Raw genomic sequence first — 22308 nt, 5'->3', positions numbered from 1 at the left:
GCGTCAGGTCGCGCCCATCCATAGGCGCATCTCGACGGTCGCGACGAGGCCCGCACCGCCCTGATTCGATTCGAGCGTCACGCTGCCGCCCTGGCGTTGCGCGATCTCGCGTACGATCGGCAAGCCGAGTCCCGTCCCTTCGGCATGACTCGACGCGCGATAGAAGCGCTCGAACACCCGTTCGCGTGCTTCGGCCTTGATGCCGGGTCCGTTGTCGATCACGCGCACGATCGCCATGCCGTCGCGACGCCGCGTTTGCACGGTGACGTGACCGCCTGGCTGCGTATATCGCAACGCGTTGTCGACCAGATTGGTCACGAGCGCCGCCGTCAAGGCTTCGTCGCCGTTCACGTACAAGCCATCTTCCAGTTCCGCGCCCAGATCGATTTCCCGCGACTGCGCAAACGCGATCAGTTCCTCGAGCACGCCCGCGATCAGCGCGCCCAGATCGATCCGCTCGCGCGCATTGGCGGGCGCGGCCGACTCGGCCTGGGCCAGCAGCAACAACTTGTTGGTCAGCGTGGTCAGCTTGCGGCTGCTCTTGTGCATGCCCGCGAGCGCTTCGGCAAGCGGGGCATCGCGGTTATCGCGTTGCCGCGCGAACTGGATCTGGGCGACCAGCAGCGCGAGCGGCGTGCGCAACTGATGCGCGGCATCGGAGATGAATTGCCGCTGCGTCGCGGCCTGTTGGCCCATTCGCGCGATGCACTGGTTGATCGCCTCGACGATCGGCCTCAGTTCGACATGCAGACGCGCGACGCGAATCGGTTCGAGCTGCGACGCATTGCGATCGGCGACGTCGTCCTTCACCTTCATCAGCGGCAGCAGTTCGAAGGTCAGTCCGAGGTAGACGAACACCATCGCCAGTACCAGCGTCAGTACTTCGCCGGACAATTGCGGCCGCAGCAACCGCCACACCATCGCATCGCGCGAGCCTTCCGTCTTCGCGACCGCGACGATCACTTCCTCGGTGCGTCCCGAATCGTAGAGCTGCCGGACGTAGGCGACCGCGCGCGCGGCCTGGCCGTCGGCGAAATGCGTGGAATAAAGCGTGGGACTGTCGCTCACATGCGGCGGCAAGGGCAAGTCGGGGCTGCCCGCGAGCAGACGATGGCCGCTTGCCTCGACGCGATAGAAAACGGTGTCCTGCTCCGGCGATTCGAACAGCTCGAGCGCGGCCGGCGGAATCTGGATCGACACCGAGCCGTTGTCCCAGTCGATATCCTCGCCGATGATGCGCATCGACGACAGCAGCGCATTGTCCTGAACCAGGTCCGCGGTGGTCTGCGAGAAGCGATATGAAATGACGACCGAAATGGAGACGAATGCGGCCAGCGGCAACAGCAGCCACCACAACAAGCGTCCGCGCAAACTGCCTGAAAACACGATATGTCGATCCTTTGGTGCCCGAAGCAACCCGCGCGGTCAGCCCGCTTTCAAGGCTTCACGTCATTGACGAACTGATTGGTGAACGTACGCGACAGATCGATATGCCGCCCCTTCACCGCCGGATTGAAACTCGACAGTACCTTCAGCACCGTCTGCGGACCGTCGGCGGGCATCTTGCCGTCCACGGTGTACATCGGCAACGAGGCCTGCAGCGCGCTGATATACAACGCCCTGTCGCCGCCGATGTCTTCTTTCGGCATCTGCGCGGCGATCTGTTCCGCGCTGTGGGTATGCATGTAGCGCAGCGTCTTCACGAATGCGCGCGCGAGTTTCGCGGCTTCGTCGGGATGCGCGTCGAGCCATGTGCTTTGCACGTAGAGGCTCGACGCCGGATAGGTGCCGCCGAGCGCGGCGCGCGTGCCGTCGACATTGCGCATGTCGACGAGTACTTTGGCGTCGCCCGCCTTCAATAGTTGCGTGACGGTCGGCTCGGTCGTCATACCCGCGTGAATGCGCCCTTGCCGCATGGCCGCGATGAAACTGGTGTCGGCGCCGACCGGCAGCAGCGTGTACTGGTGGGGCGGCACGCCCGCGCGCTGCGCGAGGTATTGCGTCAGAAAACTCGTCGACGATCCGAGCCCGGTCACACCGAGCGTTTTGCCGCGCACGTCGGCCATGCTCTGGATCGAATCGGCCGATTGCGTCGCGACCAGTTGCACTTCGCCGGGCACCTGGCTGAACACGACGATCGTCTTCACTTCCGTGCCGCGCGTCTGCAGATCGATCGTGTGATCGTAGAAACCGACCACGCCCTGCACCGCGCCCGCGAGCATTTCGTTTTCACCGTCGATGCCGGTCGGTTGCGACAGCAGTTCGACGTCGAGCCCTTCCGCCTGGAAATAGCCGAGCTGTTCGGCCAGACGCGCCGGCAGATAAATGAGCTTGTTGATGCCGCCCACCATGATCGCGAGTTTCTCCGGCGCGGCGGCTTGCGCGGGCGTCGCGAGTCTTGCGAGCGCGCACAACGCGAGCGACGCCGCGACGGCGGCATAGGCCGCGCGCGAGAAACGCGTCGAGGAAAGCTTCATTGCGGATGTCTCCGTTATCTTGCGTCTGGGCGCCACACGGGTCGCCTGCCCGTGATTCTGAAGGGGCGAATCCTTCCCGACGCTTTCAAGCAGGCCTGTGTGGCGCGAACCTCGGGTTTATCCCGATCACTTCGGGGCCGCGCGCGGAAACGTCACGGCGATATGCACGCCCTTGCCGCCCTCGCCCGCCTTCAGCGTGATGTCGCCGTGATGCGCGTCTGAAATCTCGCGGACGATCGCAAGGCCGAGTCCGGTGCCCTCGGTATCCGTCGACGCGCGAAAGAACGGCTCGAACACGCGGCTGCGTGACTCGGCCGGAATGCCGGGGCCGTTGTCGGTCACGCTGACGGTAACGGTATTCGCTCCCGGATCTGCACTGACGGCAACCGTCACATGCCCCCCTCCACCCGTATAGCGAATCGCGTTCTCGGCGAGGTTCGCGATCAGTGCCTGCAACAGGCCGCGATGTCCGAGCACCGGCGCCGCGCCATGCAATTCCGCGCCCAGATCGATTTCACGCGCCTGCGCGAGCAACGCGAGATCTTCGACGACCTCCATCGCGAGCGGCACCAGATCGACGCTTTCCATCGCGAGCTGAGAGTTGTCGGCGGCCTCGGCCTGGGCGAGCAACAGCAGCTTGTTGGTGAGACCGACCATCGAGCGATTGCTTCGATGCATCGCGGCGAGCGCTTCGTCGAGTGCGGGATTGAGGCCTTCCTGCTGCCGCGCGAATTGCAGTTGCGTGCCGAGCAAGGTCAGCGGCGTGCGCAATTGATGCGCGGCGTCGGCAATGAAGCGGCGCTGCGCGGCCACCTGCAGGCCGAGCCGCGCAATGCACTGATTGATCGCATCGACGATGGGCCGCAATTCCGAGTGCAGACGTTCGACGCGAATCGGTTCTAGCTGCATCGGATCGCGGTCGGCCACCTCGTCTTTCACCTTCATCAAAGGCCGCAATTCGAACGTCAGTCCGATGCAAACGAGTGCGACCGCCAGCGCGATCATTTCGAGCTGGCGCACCAGTTGCGGGCGCCATAGCTGCTGGGTCATCGCGTCGCGCGAGCGCACGGTCTTGCCGACCGTCACGCGCACCGGACGCGTCGCGCCGTTGTCGTACATGAGCCGCACGATGTCGGCCGCGCGCACCTGCTGGCCGTGCAGCTCCGTGTAGTACGAGTCGGGCACGTCGGGCGCCAGCGCCGGGCGCGGCGGGAAATCGGGCGTGCCCGCGAGCAGCCGCCCATCGTCGGCGCGCACGCTGTAGAACACCTGATCGCGGTACGGCGAAGCGAAGATCTCGAGCGAGGCGGGCGGCACATCGACACGCAGAAAACCGTCCCGCCATTCGACCTCGCCCGCGATCATGCGCGCCGACGCGACCAGCTGATTGTCCTGCACGAGATTCGCGGTGCGCCGCGCGTTGTCGTACTCGGTCTTGCCGGTCACGAACACATAAAGCGCGAGCGGCACGAGCAGCCACCATAGCAGGCGTATGCGCAGGCTATTGGCCATCGTTACTGGTCGTCTTCGCGCTTGCGCAGCAGATAGCCGAGACCGCGCAGCGTGACGATCGCGGCCGAGCTGCCGTCGAGCTTCTTGCGCAGACGCGAGATGTAGATCTCGACGGCGTCTTCGCTCGGCTCGTCCGCCAGCGTGAAGATCGCATCGACGAGCGCGGGCTTCGTCACCGTCTTGCCGAGGCGCAGGATCAGCGCTTCGAGCACCGAGCGCTCGCGTGGCGTCACGTTCAGCGGCGCGCCCTTCAGCGTGAACTGGCGCGTGTCGATGTCGAACGACAGATCGCCGCACACCACCTCGCTCGCCTTCGATGGCGACTGCCGGCGAATCGCCACCTTGATGCGCGCGATCAGCTCGCGCACTTCGAACGGCTTCACCAGATAGTCGTCGGCACCGGCGCCGAGCAGTTCGACCTTTTCGTCGATCGAGCCGCTCGCGGTGAGGATCAGCACCGGCGTGGCATCGCCACGCTGACGCAGCCGGCGCAGCACGTTCTTGCCCGACAGCTTGGGCAGATTCAGGTCGAGCAGGATCACGTCGTAGTGATTGGTGCGCAGCAGACGGTCGGCTTCGTCGCCGTCCTGCACGGCGTCGAGCGCGAACGCTTCCTGCTCCAGCATCTTCGCGAGCCAGTGCGCAAGCGTGGGATTGTCTTCGATCAGCAGCAGCTTCATGGCGGCAACGGCAAAAGTCAGGCCGTCGATTGTGCCTTAAAACAAGAGGGTTGCGCGCGTGCTGCGTGATTTGCCACAGAGGTACGGGGCCGCCGCGTGCGCGGCGGCGACTGCCTCGCACTGTCGGCCCATTCTCGGGTTAACACCCATGTTTTACGCCAAACCCCGAAAGCTGCCAGAAGGTTTCGCGTTTCTATAATCGCCGCCATTCACCCAGAAAAACGCCGCACGCCACGATCGCGGCGATCCACCTAAGGAGACTGCCTCATGCGTACCTTGCGCCAGATTGCCGCCGTATCAGGAGTTGCGTTTGCCCTTGCCGCCGCTTCGGCCGGCGCCCACGCCGAGAAGATCACGATCATGGTCGGCGGCGCCACCAAGATCATCTATCTGCCGGCCAAGCTCACCGAGCAGCTCGGCTACTTCAAGGATGAAGGCCTCGACGTGGAGATCCTCTCGCAGCCGGCCGGTGTCGATGCGGAGAACGAACTGCTCGCGGGCGCGGTGCAAGGCGTGGTCGGCTTCTACGACCACACGATCGATCTGCAGAGCAAAGGCAAGGAAGTGCAGGCGCTCGTCGTATTCGGCCAGGTGCCGGGCGAAGTCGAAATGGTCTCGACCAAGGCGGCCGATTCGCTGAAGAGCATGGCCGACGTCAAAGGCAAGACGCTCGGCGTGACCGGCCTCGGTTCGTCGACCAGCTTCCTCACGCAGTACCTCGCGCAGCGCGCGGGTGTGCCGTCGACGCAATACACGATGTTGCCGGTCGGCGCGGACAACAGCTTCATCGCGGCGGTCAAGCAAGGCCGCATCGACGCGGGCATGACCACGGAGCCGACCGTCTCGCAACTGCTGAAGACCGGCGACGCGAAGGTGCTGGTCGACATGCGCAACGTCGACGGCACGCGCGCGGCGCTCGGCGGCACCTACCCCGCTTCGAGCTTCTACGTGCAGCGCGCGTGGGCCGAATCGCACAAGGACGAGGCCGCGAAGCTCTCGCATGCCTTCGCGAAGACGCTGAACTTCATCTCGACGCATAGCGCCGAGGACATCGCCGCGCAGATGCCCAAGGATTACTACGGCAACAACAAGGACCTGTACGTGAGCGCGTTGAAGGCTTCGCTGCCGATGTTCACGAAGGACGGCAAGATGCCCGCCGACGGCCCGGATACGGTGCTAAAGGTGCTCTCCGCGTTCAATCCGTCGGTGAAGGGCAAGCACATCGATCTCGCCAAGACCTACACCAACGACTACGTGTCGGCGCCGGTCAAGACCGCGTCGAAGTAACGCCATTTTTATATTCACAGAACTGCGAGGCACCCGCCGATGAATCAACCTCTGTCACGCGAGACGCCAGCGATCGAAATGCGCAACGTGTCGTGCCGTTTCATTTCCCCGGACGGCAAGGCCACGATTGCATTGCGCGACTTCAGCATGTCGGTGGCACGCGGCGAATTCGTCGCGGTGGTCGGCCCGACCGGCTGCGGCAAGTCCACCACGCTCAGCATGATCACGGGCCTCCTGAAGCCGACCACCGGCGAAGTGCGCGTGATGGGCGCGCCGGTGGACGGCATCGATCCGCGTATCGGCTTCGTGTTCCAGGCCGACGCGGTGTTTCCGTGGCGCTCGGTGCTCGACAACGTCGCGGCGGGTCCGCTCTATCGCGGCCGCTCGAAATCGGCTGCCTACGACGAAGCGAACGAATGGCTGCGCCGCGTGGGCCTCGACAAGTTCGGCAAGCACTATCCGCATCAACTGTCCGGCGGCATGCGCAAGCGCGTCGCGCTTGCGCAGACCTTCATCAACAAGCCGGAAATCCTGCTGATGGACGAGCCGTTCTCGGCGCTCGACATGCAGACCCGCACGCTGATGCAGGACGAACTGCTGCAACTGTGGGGCGGCGTCGGCTCGGTCGTGTTCGTCACGCACGACCTCGAAGAAGCGATTGCGCTCGCCGACCGCGTGTTCGTGTTGACCGCGCGCCCGGCCACGCTGAAGAAGGTCTACGAAATCGATCTGCCGCGACCGCGCGTCACGTCGGAGATCCGCTACGACTCGCGTTTCATCGAAATTTCGCGCGACATCTGGCATGACCTGCGCGAAGAAGTGCAGATCGGCTAATCAAGGAACGGCAAACATGTCTACACCCTCTCAACAGATGATGCCTTCGGGCATCGATGCCGCGTCGCTCGCACACGTCGAGCGTATCGCGCAGAAGAAAATCCGCCAGCGCCAGGTCCTCGTAATTTCGCTGCGCATTCTGGTGCTGGTGGTCGTGCTCGGCGGCTGGGAACTGTCGGCGCGCCTGAAGTGGATCGACCCGTTCTTCTTCTCGATGCCCAGTGCGATCTTCGAACAGATCGTGGACTGGTTCGTCAACGGCACGTCGCAAGGCCCGCTGCTCACCCAGGTATGGGTCACGCTCGAAGAGACCGGCCTCGGCTTCATCATCGGTTCGGTCGCCGGCATCTTCTGCGGCATCGTGCTCGGCCGCAATAAGCTGCTCTCCGACGTGTTCAGCCTCTACATCAAGATCGCCAATTCGATCCCGCGCGTCGTGCTCGGCTCGGTGTTCGTGATCGCGCTCGGGCTCGGCATGGCATCGAAAGTCGCGCTCGCGGTCGTGATGGTGTTCTTCGTGGTGTTCGCCAATGCGTTCCAGGGCGTGCGCGAAGCGGACCGCTACATGATCGCGAATGCGCAGATTCTCGGCGCGTCGCGCCGCCAGGTCACGACCTCGGTCGTGATTCCGTCGGCGCTGAGCTGGATTCTCGCGAGCCTGCACGTGAGCTTCGGCTTCGCGCTGGTCGGCGCGGTGGTCGGCGAGTTTCTCGGCTCGAAGCAGGGCATCGGTCTCTTGATCTCCACCGCGCAGGGCGCGTTCAATGCAGCCGGTGTGTTCGCGGCGATGATCGTGCTGGCGGTGGTGGCGCTTGCCGCCGACTATCTGTTGACCGCGGTCGAGAATCGTTTGCTGAAGTGGCGGCCGAGTTCGGTTTAAGCCCCGGCAACGCGAGTCACCCCAAAGAGGTTCGCTTCACGCATGCCGCTCGGTCTTCCGGACCGAGCGGCATTTTTATTTGCTAACGCACGTCCTGTCTCCCGCCATCGAACGGTTTTCGCCAATACGTTGGCCGCCGCGCAACATTTCTCTCTTTCAATCCGCCCACCAGAAGCCGACAGGCGGCTACAAGCCCGTCCCCGCCGCATGGCACGCTCGATGCATACCCACCGCGCAAGTCAGGCGATCGCCAACACCGATCGCGGATCGAAACGAGGTGAATCATGTCGAGTGCACAGAGTCAACGCCGGTCATCGCATGGATACAGCGGCCCGTTCGCGCACGGCAACGCCGGCAGTCGCCGGCAGCGTCGCCATACGAACGGAATGCCGCCCAACGGCTCCGCGCCGTTCGGCTGGCACACCGCCGGCGTGATCGGCCGTGGACCGAAACAACTGTGGCCGTACGTCTTGCCCTGGTTGATCGCCATCGTGTCGATCGGCTTCATCTGCCTCGTCGTGCGCGGCGTGCTCACGCGTCAATTGCTGGTGCCGCCGGTCGAGACCCCGCAAACGCTGAACGAGCGTGGCTATACGTCGAATTTCCTCGCCGAGCGGATCATGTCGGCGATGAAGGATATCGGACAGGATGCCGAATCGATCCCGCACGACTCGATGACCGACAACGACGCGCAGCCGGACATCCAGATTCCCGGGCCGGAGATATCGTATGCGACGACGGTGCGCTTCATCAAAGGCGTCCTCAATCGCAGCGATGTCGCTGTGCGCGTCGGCATCACGAAGACGAACAACAGCGCGGACTCGTACGTCGCGCACGTGCAGATAGAAGGGGGGCCGTTCAACGCCCGCGAAAGCACGGTGCCGTTCGAAGGGCGCGACATCGAGCGCTTCGTGCGCGACATCGCCGTCATGGCGATGCGCCTCGCCGAGCCGAACATCCTCGCCAGCCATCTGTTCACGCAGGTGCAAAAGAGCAAATGCGAGTACGCGCAGTGCGACTACGGCGAGATCGTCGGAATCTACGACGAAGTCCTTGCGCTGCCCGCATCCGAGCAAGCCGAATGGGCACTCGCGGGCAAGGCCTGGTTGCTCGCCAGCCAGCGGCGCTCGAAAGACGCCGAGCAGCAGACCCGCGAAGCCCTGACCCAATACCAGCATTCGGCGGTACTGCATGCGAGCCTCGGTATTGCGCTCGAGCAGCAGAACCGCATCGACGACGCGCTCAAGGAACTGCGGACCGGCGCGGACGAAGCGTCGCGCACCGCTGAAAACCTGCGACTACTCGGCGATGTGCTGTTGCATGCGAAGCGCGAACGCGAAGCACTCGAGGCGTTCCAGAAAGCCGACGACATGAAGCCCAATGCCGTCAACACCTTGCACGACTGGGGCGAAGCGCTCCTCGAAACCGGCCACGACGACGCCGCGATCGACAAGCTCTCGCGCGCCGTCGCACTGCGTCCCGATCTCGCGCCGTCGTATGTGTTGTGGGGACACGCGCTCGAGCATAAAGGCGATCTGCGCGAAGCCGCGCGCAAATACGCACGCGCCTTGCAGCTCGACTCCAGCACGCTGTCGCCGCGCGAAATCGATCTCGCACGCTCGGCGAACGCAGCGCCCGACGACGACGACGCCCTGACATCGCGGCCTGACCCTCACGTCAAGCCCGTTTCGAATCCAACGGTGCCGTATCCGCTTCGAGCGTCGCTCGATACGGAACGCGAGCCCGGAGGACATGCAATGCAAGCGGCCTGAGCCGGGCGCATTCGCTATTTGAGTTGCAAACACTGCCGAAGAGGAGACAGATCGATGGACAGCTTCGAAGACGCATTCAAAGCCTTGATCGGAAATGAAGGGGGTTACAGCTTCAATCCGGCCGATCCAGGCGGCGAAACGATGTGGGGCGTGACGGCGCGGGTTGCGCGCAACGAGGGCTATACCGGTGCGATGAAGGACTTGCCGCTCGATACCGCCCACCAGATCGCCAAACGCCGGTATTGGGACCCGTTGCATCTCGACGAACTCGACCCGCGGGTGGCCTTCCAGATTTTCGACGCGAACTACAACGGCGGTCTCGTCGTGCTGTGGATGCAGAAAGCGTCCGGCGCGAAGGAAGACGGTAAGTTCGGCCCCGACACACTCGAAGCGGTCAAGCAAGCCGATCCGATGAAGTTCGTGATGCGCTTCGCCGCGTATCGTCTGCGGTATCTGAGGAACCTGCATTCGTGGCCGCACTTCAGCCGCGGTTGGACCGAACGCATGGCAGCCAATCTTCTTCTGGGAGCAGCATGATGGACTGGACCAAAGTAGCTTCGAATATCAGCAGCACCGCTCCGCTTCTCGCCGGGCTCGTGGGTGGTCCGGTCGGTCTCGGCGTGACGGCCGCCGCCGCGATCATTTCGCACGCGGTCGGCACGCCTAGCGACCCGGCCTTAGTGGAACCCGCCTTGAACGACCCCGGTGCGCTAGAAAAAATCCGCCAGGCCGAAAGCGCGAACTCGCTGCAATTGCAGCAGTTGATGGTGGCGGCCGCGCAGTCGAGCCTCGCACACGAAGCCGACATGGCCCGCATCGCCACTAGCGATATCGCGAATGCGCGCGCGATGGGCGTCGCCAATCGCGACTGGGTCCCGAAGGTCCTCGCGATGGCGGTCACGACCGGCTTCTTCGGTATTCTGCTGTTGATGGCGTTCCAGCCACTGCCGGGCACCAACAAGGATCTCGTCAACGTGATCGTCGGCGCGTTGGGCACCGCCTGGATCAGCATCATCGGCTACTACTTCGGCACGTCGGTCGGCTCGATGCGCAAGACCGAGTTGCTCGCGAAGCCGAGCGTGCCGATCACGGCCGATAGCGCGCTGACGTTGCGCGAACCGGCGTCGCAGTCGGGATCACGCGCTCCGGCGGCGGCCGCGCCGTCTGGCGACGCGTTCTCGTCGTTCGGGCCGGGCGTGCAAGGGCCGATCTTCTCGGGCGGTAGCTGAGCCGATGCTTCGTTGAGCCAATCATGCACGCGACGAAACACGCTGGTCGTCGCGTGCGTGTCCGTTTCGAAGCGCGGCTCTTTCGCGCGCACGCGTTTTGCGCTAAGTTTGGCAACGCCGTAGCGCAGCCATCACCCCGTACGGCGGCATGCCCGCGAAATCCATCCCGTCCAGAGTGGAGCGATAAAGATGAGTGAGGTCGAGCAGAACGCACAGAGCGCGCAAAACGATCCGATCGAACACGTCGTGCTGCTGCTGATGGAGAATCACTCGTTCGACCAGATGCTTGGCTGTCTGGACGCCGTGCACGACAAACTCGATGGCGTGCGCAACGCGGCCGGCAAATCGAACGCCGACGGCAAGGGGAACACCTTCTTTCCGCGTCCGACGCGCGAGCGGCAGATGAAGCACGATCCGAATCACGAGCACAAGGCGGTGATGGAGCAGATCGCCGCGGACAACAGCGGCTTCGTGCGTTCGTTCGTGAACGACTATCCAAAGAGCAGCCTTGCCGCGCGCCAGGACGTGATGGGCTATTACCCGCTAGGCTTTCTGCCTGCGCTGCATACGCTGGGCTCGCAATTCACCGTATGCGACCGGTGGTTTGCGTCGTTGCCGGGACCGACGTGGCCCAACCGTTTTTTCGCGCTGACGGGCACGTCGAAAGGCGAGATCGGCATGCCTGCTGGACTCGATGCGCTCAATCCGCGCTGGTATACCGAGCAGGACCAGGACACGATCTTCGATCGTCTGAATGCGGCGCGCAAATCATGGAGCGTCTATTTCTACGACTTCCCCGCGTCGCTCCTGCTGAAGAACCAGCGGCGCGCGGAAAACCTCGCGAACTACCGCTCTTTCGACAGGTTCTTCGCCGACGCAGCCGGACCCGTCGAGCAATTTCCGCAATTCGTGCTGATCGAGCCGAAGTACTTCGGCGAAGCGCAGAACGACGATCATCCGCCGCACAACATCATGAAGGCGGAAAAGCTGATCGCGGATACCTACAACGCACTGCGCTCCAATGAGGCGCTGTGGGAACGCACATTGTTGGTGATCCTCTACGATGAACATGGCGGCTTCTACGACCACGTTGCACCGCCCGCCGATGCGCTCGCCCCCGACGACCACACCGCGAGCTTCGATTTCAAACAGCTCGGCGTGCGCGTGCCCGCGATCCTCGTATCGCCGTGGTGCGAAGCCGACGTGTGCAACGAACGATTCGATCATTGCAGCCTGCTCAAGTACCTGTGCGACAAGTGGCAAATGCCATCGCTTGGCAGGCGCGCGGAGGCATCCGCCAACCTCGGTGTCGCGATTCGCCGTGGCGGCAACGCGCGAACCGACACGCCGGCGTTTATTCGCGTGCCCAATCAGGCTTTGATTGCCGAGCATGTCGAGTTGGAGCGCAAATCGTCGAACGGCAATCAGGATGGCCTGCACCATTTCGCCGACTTTCTGCACGCGGAACTGGACCTGCTCGCCGCGCAGGCCGTCGAGGCGGCCGCGCAACTGGCGCGCACCGGCAATGCGTGGGTGCGCTTCAAGAGCGCGCTGGGCTCGCTGATGATGAGTTTCGGGCAGTGGCTCAGCAAGGACTTCTACGATGCACGCGACCAGCGCGATGCACGCACGAGCCAGGCGTTCACACGCCTTCGGCAGTCGTTCCACGACGCCACGCCAGGCACCGCGCACAACGATGCACAGGCGCCGACCTCGCCCGTCGTTCCGGTCTCGCCGAAATAACAGCGCGCCGCGGCCGCGGCGCACAAAGCGCCTACGTATTAACCCTGAAAGTTCCGCGCTTTTGTATCAAATTCAGCAACAAACATTACCTGAATCACGAGTTACTCTCTCCAGTTCACCAATCTAGAATGCAATCACTGACTACGAACAAGCAAGTTCGCAGCAAGATAAAACCCTGAACTGGAGGTAAGTATCATGAAATCGCTGATTCAAGCCGTTGTCATCGCCGCCGCTATCGCCGCTCCCGTTGCCGCGTTCGCCCAAGCCAACCAGCCCGTGACCCGCGCTCAAGTGCGCGCCGAGCTGGTCCAACTGGAAAAGGCCGGTTATCAACCCGGTCACGCCGACCCGCACTACCCGGCTGACATCCAGGCTGCGCAAGCCCGCGTCGACGCGCAGAACGGCGTCGGTCAGGCTGCTACCGGCTTCGGTGGTGTGGTGAGCGGTACGTCGCAAACGAGCCATGCGGCTCCGACGACTGGCGCGAAGTCGGTCTACTTCGGTCAGTAAGCACTAACGCTGCGCCGAATTGCGCGTCCGAGCGACGCGCACCCTGATTCAAATGAACTGGCCCGCGACTCGGGTATCCCGAGCGCGGGCCAGTTCATATGTGGTTACCTCCGTCATCGGACTCCCGATGACTTCGCCCGGACCTTTGCGGTCTGGGCGCTTTTTCGCGGCGCTCCGCATGCGCCGCGACGAATCCTTAACGCTGCCGGCGCTCAGTCGCGCGCGATCTGATTGCCGACCTGGCCACGCCCGGTCACGAGGCAACTCGACAGGAAGCTCTCGCTCTGCGCGCTCGCGCCAGCGTCACCAAAGCCCTTTTTCAACGCATCCGATTTGACCAGCGCCGCGCCCTGGTGACACGTAATCGTGCCGACCTCGCCCGCCTGCGCACGCATCAACGCCCGATCCGCCATCAAATAGCCAAGCAAAAGCACCAACGCAATATTGAACGCTTGTCGCATGGGTCGCCTCCTTTTCGAAGAGACTAACGCGAAGCACGAATGCAGTGGCCTAGGGGTTTCCCGATTTTCGTCTATTCAATGATCCAGAATAAACGGCGCGTCCTGTTTGTCATTCGTAGTGCATTGAAGCGATTCAGTTTTATTCGCTCAGCATGGCTGCGCGTGCAACTGTAGGCGTTTACGCTTACAGGCGCGCTTCGATCCGCGCGATGCGCCTGTCGATCGCCTTGCGCACCAGCACATTCGACGGCACCAGCAGCAGCGACGACGCCATGATCCGATACACATCGCGGCGTGTCACCTTCGACACGTTCGCCGGATCGAGCCACGCGTCGTTGTCCGCGAGCAGCAGCAAGGTGTCGAGGCCGATCAGGATCGGCCACAGGCAGGCGAGCCGCAAGCGTACCGCGCTCGCCGGAATCGCGAGCGTATAGTCGAGCGCCGCGCGGAAATGGTCGAGCGCCTTGCGCAGAAGCTCGACGAGCAGCGGCCGCGCGCGCATCGAATTGGCCGGTTGCAGCAGATCGCGCGCGCTCAGGCCGTGGCGCTCGAGCATGCTCTGCGGCAGATAGCAGCGGCCGATGCGCAGGTCTTTTCCGCAATCGCGCAGCACGTTGGTCATCTGCAATGCCTTGCCAAAACGCACGCCGCGCTGCTTCATCGTGTCGGGCTGCTCTTTTAGCGTGCCCGGCATGTGGGCGTAGGTCATCGTGGTCCAGAACTCGCCGACACAGCCCGCGACCAGATAGGTATAGCGATCGAGTTCAGCGTATTCGCGCAGCGCCGCGAGCTGGCCGGAGCGTTCATCGGGAAACGTGCGCAAATCGAACTCCATGCCCTCGGTCAGCGTCGTGACGATCGCGCGCACCGCGTGGCGGTCGGACTCGCTCAGTTGCGCGAGCACGTCGAGCGCGGGGCCCAATGATTCGAGCAGCAGCTTTTCATCCGACTGTGCCTGCTGACCCGCGACTTCCGCGGCGATGCGCTGGAACGGCGCGCGATCGATGGCCACGCCGTTGACCTGATCGCGCAGCGCGAGCAGCAATTCGAGGCGTTGGCCCGGCGCAATCAGCGAGGTGTCCGCAATCGTGTCGGCCGCGCGCGCGAGCAGATATGCGAGGCCGATGGGGTCGCGCATGCCGATCGGCAGCACGCGCAACGTTAGATAGAAGGAGCGTGAAACGCCTTTCAGGAGCGGGCCGAGAAGAAAGGCCCGGGTCGGATTCGGCATGGGTTGGATCGTTGGCAAATGGGCGGGCGAAAGCCCGCGGGGATCAGGTGCTGCCGAATTGTATACGGCGCAGCGCGGCCGATCACAGCACCCCGCCGCGCCGCCGCCTCGAAAGTCCACGCCATTTAATCAGGATGACTAATGCGAACGATGTGAAAGACAACGACGCGCCGAGGCCACGACGAGCCGCTCGATATTCCCAGTCGCGCGTGCCCTTCCCTGGCCTACGCGACTTTTCTTCGCCGTTTCTTGCGCGAGATTGCAAGTTCGACCGCCTCCTCGCTTCATCCCCGCATACCGCGCGCACCCGACTCCTACGCCAGCGGGCCCATTCGCCCCAGCCCCGCCCCCCGTCCCGTCGAGACCAGGCGGTTAGCCAAACGCCACGTTGGCGGATAAAATCCCCGCATTCCGCGCCGCGGAGAGTACCGCTCGCGATCGGGAACGTGGATTGCTGCACAACGGGGTTGAGCACAGAACGGTCATGACCAGGCCGGGCACGCGCACTTTGAACGACACACCGACAATGACTACCGACGCATCCAATACGCCTGGCCCGTCCGACGCGGCGCGGCCTAACGCAGCCCTGGCTAACGCAGCGCGACCTAACGCGGCCCGACGCAATGTCGAAACCGGTGTGCCCGGCTTCGACGAAATTCTCGGCGGCGGTCTGGTGAGCGGTGGGGTCTATCTGCTCGAAGGCATGGCCGGCGCCGGCAAGACGATCCTGTCGAGCCAGATCGGTTTTCACCGCGTGCGGCAGGGCGAGAAAGTGCTGTACATGACACTGATCGCCGAATCGCACGACAAGCTGCTTGGCCATCTGAAAGGCCTGAGCTTCTTCGACGAAACCGCGGTCGCCCAGCAGATGCTGTTCGTGTCCGGCTATCACGAACTCATGCACGACGGCCTCGACGGGTTCCTGAAGCTGATCGCCTCGAGCATCTACGACTACCGACCGAGCCTGATGATCATCGACGGCTTTCGCAGCGCGCGCGAGTTCAGCGAAACGGAGTTGGCGCTGTCGAAGTTCATTCACGAGCTGAACGCGCTGGTCGCCGCGATGGACTGCACGACACTGCTGCTCGCGCCGTTGTCGGGCAACGAGCCTCATCCCGAACACACGCTGGTGGACGGCCTGATCGAGCTGAACCGCTATCACGACGGCATGCGCCGCGCGCGCGAAATCGAAGTGCACAAGATGCGCGCGCGCAATCATCTGATGGGCAAGCACTTCTTCCGCATCGCCGAGAGCGGGCTGCTGATGTTCCCGCGCCTCGAAGCGCAGTGCGCGGCGCACCCCGGCCCCGTCGATCTGAAAGCGCGGCTCGGCTTCGGCTTGCCGCATCTGGACAACCTGCTCGGCGGTGGCTTCGCGCAAGGCTCGACCACCACGCTGATCGGCCCGTCGGGTGTCGGCAAGACGCTGCTGTGTCTGCAATTCCTCGCGGCTGGCCTCGCGCGCGGCGAACGCTGCGTGTATCTCGGCTTCTACGAAGGTCCGCAGCGGCTCGTCGGCAAGGCCGAAGCGGTGTCGATCCCACTCGCCGAGGCCTGGCAGGACGGTCGCCTCATCGTGCATTGGCAGCCGGCGATCGAACTCGCCATCGACGAAATCGCTGCCGAAGCGCTCGCCGCCATCAAACAGACGGGCGCCACGCGCATCGTGATCGACGGCGTCGAGGGCTTTCGCGATTCGGCGTTGCGCACCGAGCGCTTCGGCCTGTTCCTGAACGCACTGCTGCACCAGCTGCGCGAAGCGGCCGTCACGACGCTCGTCACCGAGGAGCTGCCGCTATACAGCGATCCGGGCCACGCGAGGGGCGTGCGGGTGTCGGCGCTGACCGAAAACCTCGTGCTGCTGCGTTACGCCGAAACCGAAGGCTCGCTGAGACGCATGATTTCCGTGGTCAAGCAACGCGAAAGCGCGCACGACACCTCGCTGCGCGAACTCTCGATCTCGTCGGAAGGACTCGACGTGCTCGATGGCCCGCCGAACGCGGCGGGCAACCCGTCGATGCCGGGCCTGTCGGCCACGCTGCAATCGCGGCGAAAAACCTAGCCGCCCATGAAAACCATTCTGGTCGTGGACGACGAGTTCGACATTCTCACGGTCTGGCGGCTGTTGCTGGAACGGCATGGCTATACGGTGCTGACGGCGTCCAATGGCGCCGTCGCGCTCGAACTGATCCGCGCGAACCGGCCCGCCATCATCGTGTCCGACTGCATGATGCCGGTCATGTCGGGTCTCCAGCTATGCGCGGCACTGTATGAGGACCCCGAGCTGCGCGAGATTCCGATCATCCTGTGCAGCGCCGCGTCGGACGTTCCGGCGCAGCCGAATCCGCATATTGCGTATGCGCGCAAGCCGCTTTCGTTCGACGCTTTGCTGGCGATGCTGGCGCGCATGGGCGGCTAAAGGCCCCCTCTCACCTCCCCTCCCCGCTAAAAACACAGCTTGAGACGCTCGCGCGATTTATCGAGCGTTTCCAGCGTTCTGCGATTCTCCGCGGCCTTTTACAGTAGGCCATCGATCGCGCGCAACACGACACCGTAGCGCGTCGCAACTTTCGGAGGTCGTCATGAACAGCAAACGTGGTGCGGTTCCCGCTGGTTTCCTGGGGATTGCGGTGGGGTCGTTGGCGCTCGCCAACCTGTGGCGCGTGGCCATCCGCCTGTGGCATCTGCCGGCCGCCGCGGGCACCGTGGTGACGGTCGCGGCGCTGGCCGTGTGGGTCGTGATCCTGTTCGCCTACGGGCACAAGTGGTTCACACAGACCGCCGAGGCGCGGGCGGAGCTCGACCATCCGGTGCAGTCGTCGTTTGTCGCGCTCGCACCGATCTCGACGCTGCTCGCCGCGCAACTGCTGCAGCCGTTTGCCCATACGCTCGCGCTCACGCTGTACGGCATCGCGGCGCTCGCCCAACTCGCGCTCGGCATTTATCTTCAAGGCCGGCTGTGGCAAGGCGGCCGCAAGCCCGAGCTGACCACGCCGGCGATCTATCTGCCGACGGTCGGAGCGGGTTTCGTCGCGGCGACGGCGTCGGCCGCGTTCGGCTTTCATCAACTCGGCGCGCTGTTCTTCGGCGGCGGCATGCTCGCGTGGCTCGCGCTCGAATCGATGATCCTGCATCGCGCCGCCGTGCATGAGCCGCTGCCCGAAGCGCTGCGTCCGACGCTCGGCGTGCAACTCGCGCCGCCGGTCGTCGGGGGCGTCGCGTATATGAGTCTCACCACCGGCACGCCCGATCTGTTCGCCTACGCGCTGCTCGGCTACGGTCTGTATCAGGCGCTGCTGTTACTGCGTTTGCTGCCGTGGATTCGCCAACAGGCATTCGTGCCCGGCTACTGGGCCTTCAGCTTCGGCGTGGCCGCGTTGCCGACCATGGCGCTGCGTCTGCTCGAACGCGGTGCGGCGGGTCCGCTCGAATATGCGGCACCGGTTCTGTTCGTCGCATCGAATGCGATCATCGCGATTCTGGTGGTGAAGACGCTTCAGTTGCTCGTGCAAGGCAAGCTGATTCCGCCTGTGGCGGCAAGCCCGGCGGTAGCGATTGCGGCGCCGGTCAGGCAAGTCGCGACGACCCCGCGAGTCGCCCGGGCTCAATGAGCGAGCGCTGAACAAGCGAGCCGATCGGGCTAACCGATCAGGCTAACCGATTGGGCTAACCGATCGGCCGAACGCGGCGGCGACGCACCAAGCGTCCCGCCGCGTTTGCGTGTGTGTCAGAAGCCGTGCAACGACACGACGATCAACGCACCGGCGACGATCGCGACCACGTCCTCGATCAACGCCGCCGGCGCATCGCGCCCGAACATACTGGCCAGCGAGCTGCGCACCTTCGCGCCGCCAAGCGTGCCGATCACCGCGCCCACCGCCCCGACCACCGCGCCGAGCACCCCGACGATCATGCCTCCCGCGAGGCCGCCATGCGCGCCGCTGATCGCCGCGCCGCTCAGCGCGCCGAGCACGATGCGCGCGCCGAACTGGAGCGGCACCTTGCGGCTCGGCGTTTCGGGCAATTGATCCGTGACCAGTTCGATCACGGCCAGCACGGTGAAGATATACGGCGTCGCCGTGAAGCCAAGGAACGCGAGCGGCGTGCCTTGCAGGGGCAGCCATCCCAGACGCGCGGCCCAACTGACGGCGGTGGGGGCGATCATCGCGCGAAGGCCAGCGACGATGCCAATGAGCAAGGCCAGAACATACACGGACATAGCAGACTCCCGATCGAGGGCAATGATGCACGGTTGCACGAGCCGACGGCTTACCTGGACGAACGTCGGCAGAACATGTCGAGCATTCCATCTGGACAGTCAACTTCTCACGACCTACATCGAGGCAATCCGCGGCGGTTGCCCCCGTCGATGTGGCCCTAGTGTCGCACAATTCGACTGGCTATTAACAGGCGGGGGATGGACAGGCGGCCGGATGATGATAAGTTAGCCCACTCACAAGAAAATCTAATATCTGCACCATGAGACCGTATCTCCCGCTGAACGCGCTGCGCGCGTTCGAATCGTCCGCGCGGCATCTGAGCTTCACGCGCGCCGCGCAAGAGCTGAACGTGACCCAGGCCGCGGTCAGCCAACAGGTCCGCTCGCTGGAGGAGCGGCTCGGCACGGCGCTGTTCAAGCGGCTGCCGCGCGGCCTCGCGATGACCGACGAAGGGCTCGCGCTGCGGCCCGTGCTGTCCGACGCCTTCGATCGCATCGAGGCGGTGCTCAAGCAGTTCGACGGCGGCCACTTTCACGAGGTGCTGACGGTCGGCGTGGTCGGCACGTTTGCGGTCGGCTGGCTGATGCCGCGCCTGAAGTCGTTTCGCGACGCGCATCCGTTCGTCGAACTGCGGCTGCTGACGAACAACAACCTCGTCGACCTTGCGACCGAGGGCCTCGATTTCGCGATCCGTTTCGGCGACGGCACGTGGCCCGGCTCGCTCGCCACGAAGCTGCTCGACGCGCCGCTCGCGCTGCTCTGCACGCCCGACATCGCCGCGCGCCTCGCACGGCCCGACGATCTCGCGAATGAAACGCTGCTGCGCTCGTACCGCATGGACGACTGGATGAACTGGTTCGCGGCCGCGGGCATCGCGCCGCGTCCGGTGCGCGGACCGGTGTTCGATTCGTCGCGGCTGATGGTCGAGGCGGCGATCCAGGGTGCGGGCATCGCGCTCGCGCCTGCCTTGATGTTCGAAAGGGAGATCAATACCGGGCGGCTGGTGCGCCCGTTCGACGTCGAGGTCGCGGCGGGGAGTTACTGGCTGACCTGCCTGAAGGCCAAGCCGATGACGCCGGCGATGGTGCTGTTCAGTCAGTGGATCGCGAAGGAAGCGGCCGCGACGGGCCGCGCATGAGTTTCTGCGTCTACGCGGCAGAGCGGCAATACCCGTTCATCGCGGGCCGCTCGGCTTGCGGCGGAAACACGTTCCACGAGCCGTCGCCGTGGCGAAAGAAGAAAATCGATAGCAGGCCTTCGGGCTTAAGCGCCTGCACGCATACATAGCGCTGCTGTTGCGAGGCGCGATGGCAGAACCGCACGACGCGCGCGGGCATCGACGGCGTCGGCGCGAGCCATTTGTCGACGGCCCAGTGCAAGCTCTTTTCTGCGGTAACCATGATGCTCTCCTCGAATCGTCCCGTTCACGCGACTTACGCGAATTGCGCGGCGCGTTGTTGATTCCGTGTCCCGCTTTCGACGAACGCCTTCACGAGACACAGCAGCGCGCGCATGCCAGCGCTCGGATGACGCAGGCAGCAATGCACCTGTTCGCTGCGGCTTTCGCCGAGCAGGCACCACGCGCAGAAGTGTTCGCAGTTGTTGGTCAGCAGGCGATAACGGTTTTCGCCGAGGCGCGAGCGGGCGCGGATCACCGCTTCGGCGCCGACGTAGATGGCGCTCGGGGTCGGGCGAACCGACAACGGATGGCCGGCGGCGAAGCGGGCGAGTTCGACTTCCTCGACCGGCCCGCGATGCGCTGAACCGGCGAAACCCGAGTAATGCACGACGCGGCCGTTGCCGACATAGATGCCGTGATGTTCGTAGCCGTTGCGTTGCGTGACCAGATGCGAGCCGATCGGCAGATCGATCGTCGACGATACGGTTTCGCAAGCGGCTGCGGATTGCGGTTCGTCGCGGCGGGTGTCGAGCGTTTGCGTGTTCATGGCTGGCCTCGTTCGTATTTCCAACACTGTTGCCACAGCTTTTGCATCATCCGGGCCAGGCGCCGAAAGGCCCGTATTGACGGGGTTGTCGGCCGATCGAGCGAGTTTCTGAATAGGCAGATGTCAGGATCAAGCCAACAGAAATCACGCTGATCTGTTGGTGCGCGACACTCATTCGCGAACCGCGGCGCGCGGTGATTTGACAGGAATGGAGAAGGTGTGGGGTCCCGCCGAATGTGTTGGGTCCCACACCTGTTTGGAGGTGGGCTTGTTGGTCGTGAGCCGACCGATGGCGTCGCCCCGGCTCGGGGGAAAGCCGCGCAACGCCCGCCAGTCAATGCGCCGCGGGCAGCGCGTGCAATCCGCCCCCGATTGGCATGGCCCTTGCACCATCTGGCCTGAGTCCATACAGCCGCGCGCGTTGCACACGCGGTCAACCGGAGAACGACATGTCCTGCATCAAATTGAATGACCTCACGCTGAACCTCGCGCTCGACCGCAAAGCGATGGCGGCAATTCGCGGCGGCGGCGGCGCGCCGTGGGTCTTTGGCTGGATTCAGCCGTACGTACCGCAAACGCCCAGCATCGGGCCGGTGGTCAATCTGTACGAGGTCTCCAACAACTTCTATGCTAACCAGATGATCAACCAGTTCCAGTCGGTCGACGTGGCCAACACCGGCGCGAACTCGACCATCACCGTATCGCCGGACGCCCGTAACAGAAACAGTATGGTGTAACCGTTGTGACCTGCGCGAGCCAATTTCGCTGGACCTCGTCCGCCCGTACCGACACGGGCCGGGTCCGCGAAGTCAACGAAGATGCCTGCCTCGACGAGCCCGAAGCGGGACGCTGGGCTGTCGCCGACGGAATGGGCGGCCATGCTGTTGGCGATCTGGCGAGCCGCACGGTGATCGACGCGTTGACCCAACTGGCGGAACCGCACGGCCTCAGAATGCTGATCGCCGATGTGCGCGCGCGGCTGCAAACCGCGAACCGTCAATTGCGCGACGAAGCCGCGCGCCGTCAGGTGCAACGTATCGGCAGCACCGTGGTCGTGTTGCTCGCCTGCGATCGCTTCTGCGGCTATGTGTGGGCCGGCGACAGCCGCATCTATCTGTACCGCGCGGGGCAGTTGCGGCAGCTCACGCGCGATCACAGCCAGGTCGCGGAGTTGCGCTCGCTGGGTGTCATCACCGAGGAAGAGGCGCGCCATCATCCCGCGCAGCACATGATCACGCGCGCGGTCGGTGCAACGGATGTGCTCGAACTCGACGATGACGCGATCGAAGTCGTCGACGGCGACAAGTTCCTGTTGTGCAGCGATGGACTCAGCAACGAACTCAGCGACGACGAGATCGCGAACGTGCTGACCTCGGCGGAGCGCGAAAACGCGTGCGGCGAACTCGTCGACCTCGCGCTCGCGCGCGGGGGGCGCGACAACATTACCGCGGTCGTGGTCGAGGCGCAGGACCCGGATGCGTCGGAGAAGACCTTGCTGAATCCGGCACCCTGATCGTTTTCCGCCA

23 protein-coding genes are annotated in these 22308 nt (G+C 64.1%); 14 read left to right on the top strand and 9 right to left on the bottom strand.

Annotated features, from left to right (window positions below; genetic code table 11):
* Positions 1–3: 3 nt before the first annotated feature.
* From CI15_RS22290 to CI15_RS22275, 4 genes are all read right to left on the bottom strand, one after another.
* Positions 4–1386 (bottom strand): sensor histidine kinase, encoded by a 1383-nt coding sequence (locus tag CI15_RS22290; RefSeq protein WP_062131151.1) that lies wholly within the window; start codon positions 1384–1386, stop codon positions 4–6.
* Positions 1387–1436: 50 nt separating this feature from the next.
* Positions 1437–2477 carry an ABC transporter substrate-binding protein gene (locus CI15_RS22285; RefSeq protein WP_062131148.1) on the bottom strand — a complete coding sequence of 347 codons (1041 nt, stop codon included), beginning with the start codon at positions 2475–2477 and terminating at the stop codon, positions 1437–1439.
* Between the two features lie 126 nt (positions 2478–2603).
* The gene (locus tag CI15_RS22280) at positions 2604–3989 is read right to left on the bottom strand and encodes a sensor histidine kinase (RefSeq protein ID WP_062131145.1); all 1386 of its coding nucleotides are present in this window, start codon (positions 3987–3989) and stop codon (positions 2604–2606) included.
* A 2-nt stretch (positions 3990–3991) separates the two neighbouring features.
* Complete coding sequence (locus tag CI15_RS22275; protein WP_013092490.1) at positions 3992–4669, bottom strand: response regulator; 678 nt, start codon at positions 4667–4669, stop codon at positions 3992–3994.
* Positions 4670–4936: 267 nt separating this feature from the next.
* Here CI15_RS22275 and CI15_RS22270 point away from each other — a divergent pair, with 267 nt between their 5' ends.
* The 8 genes from CI15_RS22270 (at position 4937) to CI15_RS22235 (ending at position 12924) form a co-directional block, all read left to right on the top strand.
* Positions 4937–5956: an ABC transporter substrate-binding protein gene (locus CI15_RS22270; protein WP_062131142.1), complete on the top strand. Its 1020-nt coding sequence runs from the start codon at positions 4937–4939 to the stop codon at positions 5954–5956.
* 39 nt (positions 5957–5995) lie between these two features.
* Positions 5996–6790: an ABC transporter ATP-binding protein gene (locus CI15_RS22265; RefSeq protein WP_062131139.1), complete on the top strand. Its 795-nt coding sequence runs from the start codon at positions 5996–5998 to the stop codon at positions 6788–6790.
* Between the two features lie 16 nt (positions 6791–6806).
* Positions 6807–7670, top strand: a complete 864-nt coding sequence (locus tag CI15_RS22260; protein WP_062131136.1) for an ABC transporter permease — start codon at positions 6807–6809, stop codon at positions 7668–7670.
* A gap of 284 nt (positions 7671–7954) precedes the next feature.
* On the top strand, positions 7955–9442 hold the full coding sequence (locus CI15_RS22255; protein ID WP_062131133.1) for a tetratricopeptide repeat protein: 1488 nt from the start codon (positions 7955–7957) through the stop codon (positions 9440–9442).
* Positions 9443–9496: 54 nt separating this feature from the next.
* Positions 9497–9979: a glycoside hydrolase family 108 protein gene (locus CI15_RS22250; RefSeq protein ID WP_062131130.1), complete on the top strand. Its 483-nt coding sequence runs from the start codon at positions 9497–9499 to the stop codon at positions 9977–9979.
* A complete protein-coding gene (locus CI15_RS22245) occupies positions 9979–10671 on the top strand; it encodes a hypothetical protein (protein WP_062131127.1) in 693 nt (230 codons plus the stop codon). Before CI15_RS22250 ends, CI15_RS22245 begins: the two co-directional genes overlap by 1 nt.
* 189 nt (positions 10672–10860) lie before the next feature.
* On the top strand, positions 10861–12414 hold the full coding sequence (locus CI15_RS22240; protein WP_062131124.1) for an alkaline phosphatase family protein: 1554 nt from the start codon (positions 10861–10863) through the stop codon (positions 12412–12414).
* Between the two features lie 195 nt (positions 12415–12609).
* Positions 12610–12924, top strand: a complete 315-nt coding sequence (locus tag CI15_RS22235; protein WP_062131121.1) for a DUF4148 domain-containing protein — start codon at positions 12610–12612, stop codon at positions 12922–12924.
* 212 nt (positions 12925–13136) lie between these two features.
* On the opposite strand, the gene CI15_RS22230 is transcribed toward CI15_RS22235, so the two are convergent.
* Both CI15_RS22230 and CI15_RS22225 read right to left on the bottom strand, forming a co-directional pair.
* The gene (locus tag CI15_RS22230) at positions 13137–13385 is read right to left on the bottom strand and encodes a hypothetical protein (RefSeq protein ID WP_062131118.1); all 249 of its coding nucleotides are present in this window, start codon (positions 13383–13385) and stop codon (positions 13137–13139) included.
* Positions 13386–13569: 184 nt separating this feature from the next.
* The gene (locus tag CI15_RS22225; RefSeq protein ID WP_062131115.1) at positions 13570–14616 is read right to left on the bottom strand and encodes a phytoene/squalene synthase family protein; all 1047 of its coding nucleotides are present in this window, start codon (positions 14614–14616) and stop codon (positions 13570–13572) included.
* A 526-nt stretch (positions 14617–15142) separates the two neighbouring features.
* Here CI15_RS22225 and CI15_RS22220 point away from each other — a divergent pair.
* From CI15_RS22220 to tehA, 3 genes are all read left to right on the top strand, one after another.
* Complete coding sequence (locus CI15_RS22220; protein ID WP_062131112.1) at positions 15143–16678, top strand: ATPase domain-containing protein; 1536 nt, start codon at positions 15143–15145, stop codon at positions 16676–16678.
* A gap of 6 nt (positions 16679–16684) precedes the next feature.
* The gene (locus CI15_RS22215) at positions 16685–17035 is read left to right on the top strand and encodes a response regulator (RefSeq protein ID WP_062131109.1); all 351 of its coding nucleotides are present in this window, start codon (positions 16685–16687) and stop codon (positions 17033–17035) included.
* A gap of 163 nt (positions 17036–17198) precedes the next feature.
* Positions 17199–18227, top strand: coding sequence for a dicarboxylate transporter/tellurite-resistance protein TehA (gene tehA, locus CI15_RS22210; RefSeq protein WP_062131107.1), 1029 nt, complete (start codon positions 17199–17201; stop codon positions 18225–18227).
* A 116-nt stretch (positions 18228–18343) separates the two neighbouring features.
* Here tehA and CI15_RS22205 read toward each other — a convergent pair whose 3' ends face one another.
* Complete coding sequence (locus CI15_RS22205) at positions 18344–18835, bottom strand: DUF4126 family protein (protein WP_062131104.1); 492 nt, start codon at positions 18833–18835, stop codon at positions 18344–18346.
* 260 nt (positions 18836–19095) lie between these two features.
* Between CI15_RS22205 and CI15_RS22200 the strand changes: the two genes are divergently transcribed.
* Positions 19096–19974, top strand: a complete 879-nt coding sequence (locus tag CI15_RS22200; protein WP_062131101.1) for a LysR family transcriptional regulator — start codon at positions 19096–19098, stop codon at positions 19972–19974.
* 10 nt (positions 19975–19984) lie between these two features.
* Here CI15_RS22200 and CI15_RS22195 read toward each other — a convergent pair whose 3' ends face one another.
* Both CI15_RS22195 and CI15_RS22190 read right to left on the bottom strand, forming a co-directional pair.
* Complete coding sequence (locus tag CI15_RS22195; protein WP_062131098.1) at positions 19985–20236, bottom strand: hypothetical protein; 252 nt, start codon at positions 20234–20236, stop codon at positions 19985–19987.
* Between the two features lie 33 nt (positions 20237–20269).
* The gene (locus CI15_RS22190; protein ID WP_062131095.1) at positions 20270–20782 is read right to left on the bottom strand and encodes a lecithin retinol acyltransferase family protein; all 513 of its coding nucleotides are present in this window, start codon (positions 20780–20782) and stop codon (positions 20270–20272) included.
* A gap of 449 nt (positions 20783–21231) precedes the next feature.
* Here CI15_RS22190 and CI15_RS22185 point away from each other — a divergent pair, with 449 nt between their 5' ends.
* Both CI15_RS22185 and CI15_RS22180 read left to right on the top strand, forming a co-directional pair.
* Positions 21232–21519, top strand: coding sequence for a hypothetical protein (locus CI15_RS22185; protein ID WP_062131091.1), 288 nt, complete (start codon positions 21232–21234; stop codon positions 21517–21519).
* Positions 21520–21524: 5 nt separating this feature from the next.
* The gene (locus CI15_RS22180) at positions 21525–22295 is read left to right on the top strand and encodes a PP2C family protein-serine/threonine phosphatase (RefSeq protein WP_062131088.1); all 771 of its coding nucleotides are present in this window, start codon (positions 21525–21527) and stop codon (positions 22293–22295) included.
* Positions 22296–22308: the final 13 nt, after the last annotated feature.

Source organism: Paraburkholderia monticola (assembly GCF_001580545.1).
Taxonomy (GTDB): Bacteria; Pseudomonadota; Gammaproteobacteria; order Burkholderiales; family Burkholderiaceae; genus Paraburkholderia; species Paraburkholderia monticola.
This window is presented reverse-complemented; position numbering and strand designations above follow the sequence as displayed.

Excerpts from the sequence above, each read along its gene's own strand:
- CI15_RS22250 (WP_062131130.1), top strand. The coding sequence starts at position 9,497 with ATGGACAGCTTCGAAGACGCATTCAAAGCCTTGATCGGAAATGAAGGG.
- CI15_RS22240 (WP_062131124.1), top strand. The coding sequence starts at position 10,861 with ATGAGTGAGGTCGAGCAGAACGCACAGAGCGCGCAAAACGATCCGATC.
- CI15_RS22235 (WP_062131121.1), top strand. The coding sequence starts at position 12,610 with ATGAAATCGCTGATTCAAGCCGTTGTCATCGCCGCCGCTATCGCCGCT.
- CI15_RS22225 (WP_062131115.1), bottom strand. The coding sequence starts at position 14,616 with ATGCCGAATCCGACCCGGGCCTTTCTTCTCGGCCCGCTCCTGAAAGGC.
- CI15_RS22255 (WP_062131133.1), top strand. The coding sequence starts at position 7,955 with ATGTCGAGTGCACAGAGTCAACGCCGGTCATCGCATGGATACAGCGGC.
- CI15_RS22260 (WP_062131136.1), top strand. The coding sequence starts at position 6,807 with ATGTCTACACCCTCTCAACAGATGATGCCTTCGGGCATCGATGCCGCG.
- CI15_RS22220 (WP_062131112.1), top strand. The coding sequence starts at position 15,143 with ATGACTACCGACGCATCCAATACGCCTGGCCCGTCCGACGCGGCGCGG.
- CI15_RS22190 (WP_062131095.1), bottom strand. The coding sequence starts at position 20,782 with ATGAACACGCAAACGCTCGACACCCGCCGCGACGAACCGCAATCCGCA.
- CI15_RS22215 (WP_062131109.1), top strand. The coding sequence starts at position 16,685 with ATGAAAACCATTCTGGTCGTGGACGACGAGTTCGACATTCTCACGGTC.
- CI15_RS22185 (WP_062131091.1), top strand. The coding sequence starts at position 21,232 with ATGTCCTGCATCAAATTGAATGACCTCACGCTGAACCTCGCGCTCGAC.
- CI15_RS22200 (WP_062131101.1), top strand. The coding sequence starts at position 19,096 with ATGAGACCGTATCTCCCGCTGAACGCGCTGCGCGCGTTCGAATCGTCC.
- CI15_RS22245 (WP_062131127.1), top strand. The coding sequence starts at position 9,979 with ATGGACTGGACCAAAGTAGCTTCGAATATCAGCAGCACCGCTCCGCTT.
- CI15_RS22270 (WP_062131142.1), top strand. The coding sequence starts at position 4,937 with ATGCGTACCTTGCGCCAGATTGCCGCCGTATCAGGAGTTGCGTTTGCC.
- CI15_RS22280 (WP_062131145.1), bottom strand. The coding sequence starts at position 3,989 with ATGGCCAATAGCCTGCGCATACGCCTGCTATGGTGGCTGCTCGTGCCG.
- CI15_RS22275 (WP_013092490.1), bottom strand. The coding sequence starts at position 4,669 with ATGAAGCTGCTGCTGATCGAAGACAATCCCACGCTTGCGCACTGGCTC.
- tehA (WP_062131107.1), top strand. The coding sequence starts at position 17,199 with ATGAACAGCAAACGTGGTGCGGTTCCCGCTGGTTTCCTGGGGATTGCG.
- CI15_RS22265 (WP_062131139.1), top strand. The coding sequence starts at position 5,996 with ATGAATCAACCTCTGTCACGCGAGACGCCAGCGATCGAAATGCGCAAC.
- CI15_RS22285 (WP_062131148.1), bottom strand. The coding sequence starts at position 2,477 with ATGAAGCTTTCCTCGACGCGTTTCTCGCGCGCGGCCTATGCCGCCGTC.
- CI15_RS22230 (WP_062131118.1), bottom strand. The coding sequence starts at position 13,385 with ATGCGACAAGCGTTCAATATTGCGTTGGTGCTTTTGCTTGGCTATTTG.
- CI15_RS22195 (WP_062131098.1), bottom strand. The coding sequence starts at position 20,236 with ATGGTTACCGCAGAAAAGAGCTTGCACTGGGCCGTCGACAAATGGCTC.
- CI15_RS22205 (WP_062131104.1), bottom strand. The coding sequence starts at position 18,835 with ATGTCCGTGTATGTTCTGGCCTTGCTCATTGGCATCGTCGCTGGCCTT.